Here is a 12,486-nt window from a genome sequence, read left to right as displayed (position 1 = left end):
TCACCCCGGATGGGACAGCAGGCCGAGGCGCGTGGCCTCGAACACGGCCTCGCTCTTGGAGTGCACGGCCAGCTTGCCGTAGAGATTCTTGATGTGCGTCTGCACCGTATGCACGCTCAGGCCCTTGAGGCGTGCGATCTCGGCATAGGAAAAACCGCGCGCGATCAAGGTCAGCACCTCGTGCTCGCGCGCGGACAGCAGGCTGGGCGCCGTGGTGGTGTTGCCGAGGGCCGCCTCGGGCGGCGCGGCGGCGAGCGTTCCGGCCAGCTGCAGGCTGCGGTACTTGGCCAGCACGCGCCGCGCGATCATGGGCGAGATCGGCGAGGCGCCGGCCTTCATCTCGACGATGGTCTGCGCAATGTCTTCCGGCGCGGCGTCCTTGTGGATGTAGCCGACGGCGCCGGCCTCGATGCTGGCCAGCACGTTTTCCTCGTCGCCGAAGACCGAGATCACCAGCGGCTCGCAACCCGGAAAGCGCGCCACGGCCTCGCGGATCACGTCGAGCCCGCTGCCGTCGGGCATGCCGAGATCGACCAGCAGCACGTCGGGAATGATGGTGGCCTGGGCCATCCACGCCAATGCCTCGTGCACCGTGCCGGCGCTTCCGAGCCAGAAAAGGCTGGCGCTGCGCTGCACGCTCGCCTCGAAGAAGGCGCGCGCGCGGCTGTCGTCCTCGACCACGAGCACGCCCCAGCGGTGCGTCTTCCCGGTGTCCGTTGCCTCGATGTTCATGGGCTTGAGCATAAGCTTCGGCGCAACGCAAAAGGGCCGGCGGACCTCCCGTTTTCATGGGATGCGGACACCGGCGCGGGCCGTTGAAACTCGCGTTGACTTGCGAGTCCGGTCGCGCGCTCCGGTTGAATACTTTTTGCTTCTTGGCATCGTCCATGGACCCTGTGGCAAACCAACACCTCCGTGCAGTAAGCCCTCATATCGAAGCCTCGTGCGCCGAGGACCGCGTCGGGCGCACGGTCCTCATGCAAAATCAACCGGCTCCTTCCAGGGAGCTGTGTAGACCGCACCACTTCCAGTCTCCGCCCCGCATGGACCCGCAAACCACTCACCTGTTGTACCTGCACGGATTCCGCTCCTCGCCCCGCTCCACCAAGGCGCGGCTGATGGCAGCGCGCGTGGCCCGGGAGCACCCCGACCTGCAGTGGTGGTGTCCGCAACTGCCGCCCTCGCCGCGCGAAGCCATCGACATGGTGATGAAGGGCATCGCGGACTGGCCGCGCAAGTCGATGGCCGTGGTGGGCTCCTCGCTCGGCGGCTTCTATGCCACCTACGTGGCCGGCATGACGCGCTGCCGCACCGTGCTGCTGAATCCGGCGGTGCATCCGGCGCGCGACCTGGCGCGCTACATCGGCGACCAGACCGCCTGGCACGACCCGGCCGAGCACTTCTATTTCAAGCCCGAATACATCCAGGAGTTGCGCACCATGGAGGTCGGCGCACTCACCCGCCCCGAGCGCGTGCTGGCCATCATCGCCAAGGGCGACGAAGCGCTCGACTGGCACGAAACCTCGGCGCGCTATCCCGACAGCAACATCAAGCTGATCGAGGGCGGCGACCATGCTCTGTCCGATTTCGAGGAAAACCACCTCGACGACGTGATCGCGTTCATCAATCCCGTCTGAGGCCCGGCAGGCATCGCGCAGCGGCCAGGCCCGTGCGCGTCCCCAAGTCTGGGACAATCCGGGCATGTTTGTATTGTTTGAAGAAGCCGGCAAGTACCTCGGCGGCCGCGTGCTGTCGGAGGCCGAAGCATCGGCGCAGGTCGAGCTCGACACCGGCAAGCGCGTCAAGGTCAAGGGCGCCAACATCGTTCTGCGTTTCGAGAAGCCGGCCCCGGCCGAGCTGATCGTCGAGGCGCGCGCGCTCGCGGCCACGATGGACCTCGACCTGGCCTGGGAATTCGCGCCGGAGGGCGAATTCGGCTTTGCCGATCTCGCATCCGACTATTTCAGCGACAAGCCCACGCTCGCGCAGCAGGCCGCGGCGCTGTTCGCGCTGTTCGAGGCGCCGCACTACTTCCGCCGCGCGGGCAAGGGGCGCTTCAAGAAGGCACCGGCCGAGATCCTGCAGCAGGCGCTGGCCGCCATCGAGAAGAAGAAAGTGGTGCAGGCGCAGATCGTCGAATGGGCCGCCCAGCTGGCCGAGGGCATCTGCCCGCAGCCGATCCGCGAGCAGCTCTACAAGATCCTGTTCAAGCCCGACAAGAACGCGCCCGAATACAAGGCCGTGGTCGACGCCGCGCGCGCCACCCAGCGCCCGCCGCTCGAACTGCTGGAACGCGCCGGCGCCATCGACTCGCCCTACCAGTTCCACTGGCGGCGCTTCCTGTTCGAGAATTTTCCCAAGGGCACGGGCTTCCCGGCGCTCGCCGCGCCGCCCATCGTGGACGACCTGCCGCTGGCCGAAGGCGTGCAGGCGTTCTCGATCGACGACTCGCAGACCACCGAAATCGACGACGCGCTGTCGGTGCAGGGCCTTGGCAGCGGCACCGTCACGGTCGGCATCCACATTGCCGCGCCCGGCCTGGCGCTGACCCCGGGCAGCGCCATCGACCAGGTGGCGCGCGCGCGCATGTCCACGGTCTACATGCCGGGCCACAAGATCACCATGCTGCCCGACGAAGTCGTGAGCACCTACACGCTGCTAGAAGGCGGCGACCGGCCGGCGGTGTCGCTCTACGCGCGCTTCGACGAGACCACGCTCGAGCTGCAGTCGACCGAGACGAAGCTCGAACGCGTGCCGATCGTGGCCAACCTGCGGCACGACCAGCTCGACGCCGTGGTCACGCAGCCCTGGCTCGAAGACGCCTCGTTCACGAGCGAGAACACGCCCGAAGCCGCTGCGAAGCTGCGCGCGCCGCTCTCGTTCCTGTTCCGCCTCGCCAAGCAGCTGAAGGCCCAGCGCGAAGTGGTGCGCGGCAAGCCCGAGAACTTCAACCGGCCCGACTACAACTTTCGCCTCGTGGGCAACGACGGCGAACCGAACGGCAGCGAACAGGTGCAGATCACCACGCGCCAGCGCGGCGCACCGCTCGACCTGATCGTGTCCGAGGCCATGATCCTGGCCAACAGCAGCTGGGGCGGCTGGCTCGGCGAACTCGGCGTGCCCGGGCTCTACCGCAGCCAGGCCAGCCTGGCGCCCGGCATCAAGGTGCGCATGGGCACGCGGGCCTTGCCGCATGCGGGCCTGGGCGTGAAGAGCTATGCCTGGAGCACCTCGCCGCTGCGCCGCTACACCGACCTCGTGAACCAGTGGCAGATCATTGCCGCCGCGCGCCACGGCAAGACCGCCGCGCTGGCCGCGCCGTTCAAGCCCAAGGATGCGGACCTGTTCTCCATTCTCTCGGGCTTCGATGCTGCCTACGCAACCTACAACGCCTACCAGGGCGGCATGGAACGCTTCTGGACGCTCAAGTACCTGGAGCAGCAAGGCATCACCGAGCTCGAGGCGACCGTCATCAAGGACATTCCGAACGGTGCCCTGGTGCGCGCGGACACCCTGCCGCTGGTGTTCCCGGTGGCGGGCCAGCAGGAGCGCGGCGCGCGCCTGCGCGTGAAGCTCGGCGAGATCGACGAGATCGCGCTCGACGTGCACGGCACCGTGCTCGAGCGCCTCGATGCGCCCAAGGCCGATGCCGCGGCCGAGGAGGAAGGCGGCGACGAGGAAGTGGAAGAAGTCGCCGGCCCCATCGCCATTGCAGTCGACCTCAGCGACAGCGAGGCGGCCCCGGAAAACACGCCGGCATGAGCACCGGCCACTCCATGCGCGCCAAGGAGCGTCGTCCATGAACTTCAGGGATCTGAGCACGCTGCAGATCGCACTCGGCGTGTCGGTCATCGCGCATGCCGCACTTCTTGCGGTGCGCTTCGTCGATCCCGAATCATTCAACCGGGTCTTCAGCGAAACACCGCTCGAGGTGATCCTGGTCAACAGCAAGACCAACGACAAGCCCGACGCCAGGGCCCGCGTGATGGCCCAGACCTCGCTCGCGGGCGGCGGCGACCTCGAACGCGGCCGCGCCACCAGCCCGCTGCCGCCGTCGAGCTTCACCGCCGTCGGCGACTCGATCGAGGAGGCCCGGCGCCAGGTCGAGGCCATGCAGGCCCAGCAGATGCAGCTGCTCGCGCAGCTCAAGCGCGAGCTGGCCGCCATGCCCGCGCCGGACCCGCGCGCCTCGGGCGACCCGAAGGAGGCCGTGGCCCGCGAGGAAAAGCGCCGCCAGATGGTGGAGCTGCTGGCCGAGATCGAGCGCCGCGTGAACGAAGAGAACGCGCGCCCCAAGAAGCGCTACCTGAGCCCTTCCACGCGCGAGGCGGCCTACGCCATCTACGTGGACACGCTGCGCCGGCGCATCGAAGTGCGGGGCACCGAGAACTTCCCCACGGCGGCCGGCAAGAAGCTCTACGGCGAGCTCAAGATGACGATCACCATCAACCACGACGGCAAGATCCTCGACACCGTGGTCGACGAAAGCTCGGGCGACGTCGTGCTCGACCGCCGCGCCAAGGCCATCGTGCACAGCATCGGCAGCTTCGGCAAATTCACCGATGCGATGCGAAAAGAGACCGACCAGATCGTGCTGCAGTCGCGCTTCAAGTTCACGCGCGACGAGACCATCGAGCTCTCCTCCCAATAGACAACAGCGAATCCACGCGCCATGGACCTGTACTGCGTAATGGGCAACCCGGTCGAGCACAGCCGCTCGCCGCGCATCCATGCCCGGTTTGCCGAACTCTGCGGCCAGCAGATGGACTACAGCCGCCGGCTCGTTCCGGTCGGCGCCTTTGCCGAAGGCGTGGCCGCCTTCCGCCGCGAAGCCGCCGAGCGCGGCGACACGGCGCGCGGCTGCAACGTGACCGTGCCCTTCAAGTTCGACGCCGCTGCGCTCGCGCAGCACACCAGCGAGCGCGCCGTGCTTGCGCAGGCGGTGAACACGCTGCGCTTCGAAGCCGACGGCAGCATCCACGCCGACAACACCGACGGCATCGGGCTGGTCAACGACATCGTGCGCAACGCCGCCGTGCCGCTGGCGGGCCGCGAGCTGCTGCTGATCGGCGCGGGCGGCGCCGCGGCGGGCGTGCTCGGGCCGCTGCTGGACGCCGGCGCCGCGCGCATCGTGGTGGCCAACCGCACGGTCGGCAAGGCCATGGCGCTGGTGCAGCGCCATGCGGCATTGGCGCTGCGCCACGGCGCGGTACTCGAAGCCTGGGCGCTCGACGAAGTGTCCGGCAATTTCGACGTGGTGGTCAATGCCACGGCCTCCAGCCTCGCGGGCGATGCGGTGCCGGTGCGCGCGCAGGTGCTGCGCCCCGGCTCGCTCGCGGTCGACCTGATGTACGGCCCCGCGGCCGCCGGCTTCATGGCCTGGGCCGAAGCGCACGGCGCGGTGCCGCGCGACGGGCTCGGCATGCTGGTCGAACAGGCGGCCGAGGCCTTCGAGATCTGGCGCGGCGTGCGCCCGCCCGGCGCGCAGGTGCTGGCCGAATTGCGCGCCTCGCTCGCCGCCGGCCGATGAAGCGGCTGCTGCGGCTGGTGGCCTGCCTGCTGGTGGCGGGCGTGGCACTGGAGCTTTTCTTCGTGGGGCGCATCGCGGCCATGGCGGTGATCGATCCGCAGAGCACCGCGTTCCAGCGCAGCGAAGCCTGGCAGATCGCCATCCACCAGGGCCGCAAGGGTGCCTGGCGCCAGGAATGGGTGCCCTACGCGCAGATCAGCGACAACCTCAAGCGCGCCGTCATCGCGAGCGAAGACGCCGACTTCATCGACCACAACGGCGTGGAATGGGAAGCCATCGAGCGGGCGCGCCAGCGCAATGCCAAGGCCGAGGAACTCGCGGCCCGGCGTGCGGCTCGCGCCATCGCACGCGGCAAACCGGTGCGGCCGGTCCAGCTGCGCGGCGGCTCCACCATCACGCAGCAGCTTGCGAAGAACCTGCTGCTCTCCGGCGAGCGCACGCTGCTGCGCAAGGGCCAGGAACTGGCGCTCGCGATGGCGCTCGAGGTGCTGCTCGACAAGCGGCGCATCCTCGAGATCTACCTCAACAACGTCGAATGGGGCGAAGGCGTGTTCGGCGCCGAGGCGGCGGCCCAGTACTACTTCAGGAAGCCCGCCTCGCGCCTGAGCGCCGCCGAAGCCGCGCGCCTTGCCGTGATGCTGCCGAGCCCCAAGTTCTTCGAGCGCCGCACCGGCTCGTCCTACCTCAGCGGACGGGCCTCGACGATCGTGGCGCGGATGCCGTCGGCCGAACTGCCCTGAGGGCTTCGCGCAGCGCTTCCATGGCCAGCACGGCTGCGAAGCCGATCGCATAGGCCAGCACGTCCCACCCGTCGGCCGTGCTGCCGAGCACGATGCGCAGCGCGCGGTTCGGAATGTGCAGGTGCCAGGCCGAGGCCAGGAACTGCCCCAATTCGACCGCCAGGCCCACGCCGAGCGCGGCCAGCGCCAGTGGCAGCAGGCGCGCGGCGATGAAGGCCTTGAAGACGAGGTAGACCCACGCCACGGCCAGCACGTCGCCGAAAAAGCTCCGCAGCCAGCCCCAGCGCGCGCCGACAGTGGCCAGCAGCACGAGAACAAGGAACAGGGCCACCGCCCACACCAGGGAAAGAGGATCGAAACGCCATCGCATGCCCCGTATCATCGCGCCCATGCTGGCAAAGCTCACAGGTTGGTTGTTGTTGGGAATCGTCCGGTTGCTCACCGGCGCCCAGGCGCGCTGGTACGGCTGCCCGCCAAAGGCCGAGCAGCGCATCTATTTCGCCAACCACCAGAGCCACGCCGACCTCGTGATGATCTGGGCGGCCCTGCCCGAGGAACTGCGCAGCATCACGCGGCCGATTGCGGCGCGCGACTACTGGGCCAATACGCCCGTCAAGCGCTGGATCACGACCGAGGTGTTCAACGCGGTGTATGTGGAGCGCGCGGCGACGGCGACGGCCGCGCCTGCCGCAGCGCCGGCGGAACCCGAAGCGCCCCCGCCGCCCGTGCGAGCTGCCGCCACCGCGCCGCAGCCCGAGCGCATCGAACCCTCGATGGAGCCCCTGCTGCCGCTGGCGCCCATGGCACCGCCTGTCGTCGACATCACCCCCGAAGCCTTCGACGAAGTGCAAGGCCGGCTCGACCTTCCCGCTCCGCCGCCACCGCCACCACCGGCCGCGCCGCCCGTCGCACCGCCAGCCGTCGAGCCGGAGCCGCCCACGCCCGCCTCCGACCCGCTGGCGCCGCTGGTCGAGGCACTGCGCAGCGGCGACTCGATCATCATCTTTCCCGAAGGCACGCGCGGCCACACGGGAGAGCCGCAGAAGTTCAAGTCGGGCCTCTACACGCTCGCGACGATGTTTCCCGAGGTGGTGCTGGTGCCGGCATGGATCGACAACGTGCAGCGCGTGATGCCCAAGGGCGAGATCGTGCCGGTGCCGATCCTGTGCTCCGTCACCTTCGGCGCGCCGATCCGCGTCGAGGAAGGCGAAGAGCGCCGGCCGTTCCTCGATCGCGCCCGTGCCGCGGTGATTGCATTGCGCGATGTCTGAAATGAAACCTCGCCTTTCTTTGTGCCGCGTTGTGTTTAGGGCCTGCCGTTCAGGGCGGTGGTTGATCAGCCGCGAACCGACAGCGTGCCCAGGTGCACAGGGCATCGGGTGCTCCCCGCAGCGAAATAAAAGGAGGAGGCCGCAGGCCGGGGGACATTCGCGGAGGGGAGTACCCGGTGGCCTGTGCACGCGCCCCGAACAAGAGCGCCTGCAACGCAAGCACCAACAACAACAGCGCGGAGGAAAACTGACATGAACCAGTTCCTGCGCAGCCTCACCCCGACCCAGCAGGTCGCGGCCCTGTTCCTCATCGTCTTCGGCCTGCTCGTGATCGTGAGCACCACCGCCTTCCTGCTGAGCTTCAGGGAACGGCGCAACCCCGTGCACGACGCCGCCTGGCAGGCCGAGCTTGCGCACTACCGCAAGCTGCTGGGCACCACCTGGTTCATGGTGATCGTGTTCTGGATCGGCTGGGCACTGGGCGAGACCGTCGCCACCGTGCTGTTCGCGCTCATCGCCTTCTTCGCGCTGCGCGAGTTCATCACGCTCTCGCCCACGCGGCGCGGCGACCACCGCAGCCTGATCCTGGCCTTCTTCGTCGTGCTGCCGATCCAGTTCTGGCTCGTCGCCACCGCGCGCTTCGACCTGTTCACCGTGTTCATTCCGGTCTACGTCTTCCTCGCGATCCCGGTCGCGAGCGCGCTGGCCGACGACCCGAGCCACTTTCTCGAGCGCAACGCCAAGCTCCAGTGGGGCATCATGGTCTGCGTCTACGGCATGAGCCATGTGCCCGCGCTGCTGCTGCTGAGCTTTCCGGGCTACGAAGGCAAGAGCGCCTTTCTCGTGTTCTTCCTGGTGTTCGTGGTGCAGACCTCGGTGCTGGTGCAGCACGTGATCTCGCGCCGCACCCAGCGCAAGCCCTTCGCGCCCAACGTGAGCCGCAGCTTCAACTGGACCAGCTGGGGCATCGGCATCGGGGTGGCCAGCCTCGTGGGCGCGCTGTTCTCGTTCATCACGCCCTTCAGGTTCGGCCAGGCCCTGGCGGTGTCCGTCATCGCCTGCATCGCGGGCTCCATGGGCCACCTGGTGATGAAGGCGCTCAAGCGCGACCGCGGCATTCCCAACTGGGGCAAGAAAGGCGTGGGCGTCACCGGCGCCAACGGCCTGCTCGACCGCGTCGATGCGCTGTGCTTCGCGGCGCCGATCTTCTTTCACTCGATCCGCTGGTACTTCAACCTCTGACATGCGCATTCTCGGCATCGATCCCGGCCTCCTGACCACCGGCTTCGGCGTGGTCGATTCGGACGGCCATGCACTGCGCTACGTGGCCAGCGGCACCATCAGCACGCGCCACCTTGGCAGCGGCAACCTGCCGGCGCGGCTCAAGGTGCTGTTCGACGGCATCGCGGAAATCGCTGCGCGCTACCAGCCCGATGCCTCGGCGGTCGAGATCATCTTCGTCAACGTCAATCCGCAGTCGACGCTGCTGCTGGGCCAGGCGCGCGGCGCCTGCGTGACCTCGCTGGTCAACAGCAATCTCAGCGTGGCCGAATACACCGCGCTGCAGATGAAGAAGGCAGTGGCGGGCCACGGCCAGGCCGCCAAGGCGCAGGTGCAGGAAATGGTGAAGCGCCTGCTCGACCTGCCGGGCCTGCCGGGCGCCGATGCCGCCGACGCGCTGGGCATTGCCATCACGCATGCGCAGGTCGGCCGGTCGATGGCGCGGCTGGCCGAGGCGGCCGAGCTGTCGAAGACGCACGCCGGCACCTACCGGCAGGGACGCTCGCGCTGACTCAGCGCACGATGTAGCGCAGGCCGCCGAGCCGCGTGCGGTGCTCGCGCACCTCGGCCGCCACCACCGATGCGCCGCCGCCCTCCAGCGCACGCGCGATCCACGAGGCAAGCTGCGGCATGTCGTCGGGCGTGAAGCCCAGCCGCACGATCTCCGGCACGCCCAGGCGCAGGCCGTTGATGTCTCCTTCGACCGGCGCGATCGGCAGGCCGATGCCGCAGGCCAGCAAGCCGCCCTCGGCCAGTTTCTTCCCGGCGCGCTGCCCACCGCCCCAGTGCGCGGCCTCGAGCGCGAACTGGTGCGACTGCGTGAAGCCGCGCGCCTTCGCGAACACCGGCAAGCCCTCGGCATCGAGCGCGCGTGCCAGCGCCTGCGCGGTCTCGCGCATTGCCGCGGCGTAGGCCCTGCCGTGCACCTTCCAGTCGAGCAGTCCGCGCGCCAGCGCCGCGGTGCGGCCCGCATCGGAGTTGGCCGTGAGGCCGGGATAGGCAATGGCGTCGATGCGCTCCATCAGCGCCGCATCGTTCGACACGATCAGCCCGCCGGCCGGTCCGCCGAGGCTCTTGTAGGTGCTCATGGTGATCGCATGCGCGCCCTCCTCGAGCGGCTGCGGCCAGGCTTTGCCGGCCACCATGCCCGAGAGGTGCGCAGCGTCGAACAGCAGTTTGGCGCCCACGCTGTCCGCGACCTCGCGGATCGCAGGCACCGGGTGCGGAAAAAGATTCAGGCTGCCGCCGATGGTGATGAGCTTCGGCTTCACCTCGCGTGCGAGCCTGGCGAGCGCGGCCACGTCGACCGTGTAGCCGTCGGCATCGACCGGGGCGGGTACCGTCTTCAATCCATAGAGCCCGGCCGCGCCGGCCGCATGGTGCGTGACGTGGCCGCCGATGGCCGGCGGCGGCGCAATGATCGTGTCGCCGGGCCGGCAGGTCGCCATGAACACATAGAGGTTCGACAGCGCACCGGAGCTCACGCGCACTTCGGCGAACTTCGAGCCGAACACCTCGGCGGCCAGCTCGGCCGCGATGACCTCGATGCGCTCGATGGCCTCCAGCCCCACCTCGTACTTGTCCCCCGGGTAGCCGAGCGATGCCCGCGATCCCAGGCCGCGCGACAGCAGCGCCTCGGCGGCCGGGTTCATCACGTTGGTGGCGGGGTTGAGGTTCAGGCCCTCGCGGTCGTGGATGCGGTGGTTGTCGTCGGCGAGCCTTTCGATCTCGGCGGCGATGCCCAGCGCATCGCGCGCAGCGGCATCGGCGGCGATCGCGAGCACATGGTCTTCGCTGGCGGCGGGAACCCAGGAGCGGCGTTGGAGGGCGGCAGGCATGCGGCGGATCTCGCTGGAAGTGGCAGGTGGCCGCATGGTCGCCTGCGCCATCCGTGCGGGCAACACGGATAATCTGGGCCCGAGCCCTAGAAAAACTGGGGCTCCACACATCGCGTGCCGCTCGCACCACCCCGCCCTCGCCTGCCCCCGCACACGGCCGTCCGCGCCTTCGAGGCCGCGGCACGCCACGGCAGCTTCGCGCGCGCGGCCGAAGAGCTGTTCGTCACGCCGGCCGCCGTCGCGCAGCAGATCAAGGCGCTGGAGACCTGGGCCGGCGGTGCGCTGTTCGAGCGCCATAGCCAGGGCATCCGCCTCAGCGCGCATGGACGGCGCGCGCTGCCCGCGCTCAGCGCCGCGGTCGACCAGCTCGGCCTCGCAGTGCAGGCGCTGCGTCACGAGACGCAGACCGCCGCGCGCCGCAGCACGCTGCAGGTGGCGGCCCTGCCGGCGATGGCGCAGCTGTGGCTGTCGCCGCGGCTTTCGCGGCTGAAGGCGGCGCTGCCCGACGTGCAGGTGTCCGTGACGGCGCTCGAGCAGCCGCCGAATTTCCGCCGCGAACCCTTCGACCTCGGCCTGTTCTATGCACGCGCCGGCGATCGCATCGAAACCGCCGTTGGCGCGCAGGGCATGGTGCTCGCACGCGACCGGCTCGTGCCGGTGTGCAGCCCGCGCCTGCAGCAGGCGCTGCCGAGCGGCCGCCCGCGCGCGCTCGACGACCTCGTCGATGTGCTGGCGCGCTGCGGCGGATTGCACGACACCGTGTGGCACGACGACTGGACGCGCTGGCTGCAGGCCGCGCGCCCCGGCACCAGCGCGGCCGAGGCCGATGCACTGGCCGCCGGCCCCGACTTCTCGCTCTACAGCCTCGCGCTGCAGGCGGCGCTCGACGGCGAAGGCGTGCTCATGGGCCGCGAACGGCTGGTGGCGCCGCTGCTCGCGCAAGGCAGGCTGCATGCGCCCTGGGGAAGGCCGAAGGCACTGGGCGACACGCTCATGCTGCTGGTGCCCGCGCACCGCAAGGGGCCGCTGCTGGCGCAGCAGGTGCAGGCGTTGCAGGGGCTGGCGGCCGACTGACGAGGCCGCGGACTATCTTCGAAAATCCAGCCGCCCGTTCGTCCAGCGTCCGTCGATCCGCCGGTTGTCGACGATCCGGCCGACCCAGGGCCGCGTGATCTCCGGGCTGCCCAGGTTGATGTAGCGGCCGACCAGTGTGTCGGGCCCGATGTACCGGACGTCGAGCAGGGCCTGGCGCTTGCCGCCGTTCCAGTCGAACAGCAGGTAGAAGCGGCCGCCGGCCACCTTGGCCATCGCCTTGCCTTCCTTCCAGTCCTGTGCGGTGTCGCCTGGCATGGCCGGGTCCGCGCCGCCGTTCCATCGGCTCGACCACGCGCCCGCGATCGAGTCGGGAAGCTCTTCGGTGACCGTACCCCAGCGTTGCGCGTTCGGGTCGTCGGCGCCGCCGCCCAGTTCGATGCTGTCGGCGAATGCGTCCACGTCGGGACCGTCCGGGTCCGGCGCGTCCTGCACGCCGAACGGATTCCTCGTGGAATGTTCAGGGTGTGTGTTCATGGCGCCATCGTGCGCCCGCCGCCTCCGTCCGGCATGCCGTTTCCGGACATGCGAATGCGGGAGGAATAAAGCTACACCACGCGTTCGGCGATCAGCACCGCAAAAAAGCCGAAGGCCGCGAGCAGCGTCCACTTGAGCACGATCCAGCCGAAGCTCCGGTACTTGGCCTGGCCCGTTCCCGCATAGAACGCGAACGACACGCCCGCCACCAGCAGGAGCAGCAGGATGGCCCAGCGGAAGAGAAGCATTGCCGAACG

Annotated in this window: 14 protein-coding genes; 9 read left to right on the top strand and 5 right to left on the bottom strand. The window is 69.2% G+C overall.

The annotated features are described in order from the left end of the window. The gene (locus ACAM58_RS04855) at positions 1 to 744 is read right to left on the bottom strand and encodes a response regulator transcription factor (RefSeq protein WP_012746088.1); all 744 of its coding nucleotides are present in this window, start codon (positions 742 to 744) and stop codon (positions 1 to 3) included. Between the two features lie 299 nt (positions 745 to 1,043). Between ACAM58_RS04855 and ACAM58_RS04850 the strand changes: the two genes are divergently transcribed. The 5 genes from ACAM58_RS04850 to ACAM58_RS04830 all read left to right on the top strand — a co-directional run bounded on the left by ACAM58_RS04850 (position 1,044) and on the right by ACAM58_RS04830 (position 6,270). Beyond that, the gene (locus ACAM58_RS04850; protein WP_012746087.1) at positions 1,044 to 1,637 is read left to right on the top strand and encodes a YqiA/YcfP family alpha/beta fold hydrolase; all 594 of its coding nucleotides are present in this window, start codon (positions 1,044 to 1,046) and stop codon (positions 1,635 to 1,637) included. 64 nt (positions 1,638 to 1,701) lie between these two features. Continuing rightward, positions 1,702 to 3,762, top strand: a complete 2,061-nt coding sequence (locus ACAM58_RS04845; RefSeq protein ID WP_012746086.1) for a ribonuclease catalytic domain-containing protein — start codon at positions 1,702 to 1,704, stop codon at positions 3,760 to 3,762. Between the two features lie 37 nt (positions 3,763 to 3,799). After that, positions 3,800 to 4,651, top strand: coding sequence for an energy transducer TonB (locus ACAM58_RS04840; protein WP_012746085.1), 852 nt, complete (start codon positions 3,800 to 3,802; stop codon positions 4,649 to 4,651). Between the two features lie 21 nt (positions 4,652 to 4,672). Next, entirely contained in the window at positions 4,673 to 5,530 is an 858-nt protein-coding gene (aroE, locus tag ACAM58_RS04835) for a shikimate dehydrogenase (protein WP_012746084.1), read from the top strand. Continuing rightward, positions 5,527 to 6,270, top strand: a complete 744-nt coding sequence (locus ACAM58_RS04830) for a transglycosylase domain-containing protein (RefSeq protein WP_012746083.1) — start codon at positions 5,527 to 5,529, stop codon at positions 6,268 to 6,270. The genes aroE and ACAM58_RS04830 overlap by 4 nt, the downstream gene beginning before the upstream one ends. Here the strand turns inward: ACAM58_RS04830 and ACAM58_RS04825 are convergent. After that, a complete protein-coding gene (locus tag ACAM58_RS04825; protein WP_038106777.1) occupies positions 6,215 to 6,652 on the bottom strand; it encodes a DUF2809 domain-containing protein in 438 nt (145 codons plus the stop codon). The two genes, ACAM58_RS04830 and ACAM58_RS04825, sit on opposite strands and share 56 nt — an antisense overlap. 7 nt (positions 6,653 to 6,659) lie before the next feature. Between ACAM58_RS04825 and ACAM58_RS04820 the strand changes: the two genes are divergently transcribed. From ACAM58_RS04820 to ruvC, 3 genes are all read left to right on the top strand, one after another. After that, positions 6,660 to 7,541 carry a 1-acyl-sn-glycerol-3-phosphate acyltransferase gene (locus tag ACAM58_RS04820; RefSeq protein WP_026283870.1) on the top strand — a complete coding sequence of 294 codons (882 nt, stop codon included), beginning with the start codon at positions 6,660 to 6,662 and terminating at the stop codon, positions 7,539 to 7,541. Between the two features lie 252 nt (positions 7,542 to 7,793). After that, the gene (locus ACAM58_RS04815) at positions 7,794 to 8,783 is read left to right on the top strand and encodes a phosphatidate cytidylyltransferase (protein ID WP_018903630.1); all 990 of its coding nucleotides are present in this window, start codon (positions 7,794 to 7,796) and stop codon (positions 8,781 to 8,783) included. Position 8,784: 1 nt separating this feature from the next. Beyond that, a complete protein-coding gene (gene ruvC / locus ACAM58_RS04810) occupies positions 8,785 to 9,333 on the top strand; it encodes a crossover junction endodeoxyribonuclease RuvC (protein ID WP_018903631.1) in 549 nt (182 codons plus the stop codon). 1 nt (position 9,334) lies between these two features. Here ruvC and glyA read toward each other — a convergent pair whose 3' ends face one another. After that, positions 9,335 to 10,660, bottom strand: coding sequence for a serine hydroxymethyltransferase (glyA, locus tag ACAM58_RS04805; RefSeq protein WP_026283871.1), 1,326 nt, complete (start codon positions 10,658 to 10,660; stop codon positions 9,335 to 9,337). A 114-nt stretch (positions 10,661 to 10,774) separates the two neighbouring features. On the opposite strand from glyA, the gene ACAM58_RS04800 reads away from it, so the two are divergent. Further along, complete coding sequence (locus tag ACAM58_RS04800; RefSeq protein WP_018903633.1) at positions 10,775 to 11,734, top strand: LysR family transcriptional regulator; 960 nt, start codon at positions 10,775 to 10,777, stop codon at positions 11,732 to 11,734. 12 nt (positions 11,735 to 11,746) lie between these two features. Here the strand turns inward: ACAM58_RS04800 and ACAM58_RS04795 are convergent, their stop codons facing one another. Both ACAM58_RS04795 and ACAM58_RS04790 read right to left on the bottom strand, forming a co-directional pair. Beyond that, complete coding sequence (locus ACAM58_RS04795) at positions 11,747 to 12,229, bottom strand: hypothetical protein (protein ID WP_026283872.1); 483 nt, start codon at positions 12,227 to 12,229, stop codon at positions 11,747 to 11,749. Between the two features lie 71 nt (positions 12,230 to 12,300). Then, positions 12,301 to 12,477 (bottom strand): hypothetical protein, encoded by a 177-nt coding sequence (locus ACAM58_RS04790; RefSeq protein WP_018903635.1) that lies wholly within the window; start codon positions 12,475 to 12,477, stop codon positions 12,301 to 12,303. Between the last annotated feature and the right edge of the window lie 9 nt (positions 12,478 to 12,486).

Origin of the sequence: Variovorax sp. V116, from assembly GCF_041154435.1 — a bacterium.
GTDB classification, from domain to species: Bacteria; Pseudomonadota; Gammaproteobacteria; order Burkholderiales; family Burkholderiaceae_C; genus Variovorax; species Variovorax paradoxus.
Note: the sequence above shows the minus strand (reverse complement) of the source record. Positions and strands in the feature narration are given on the sequence as shown.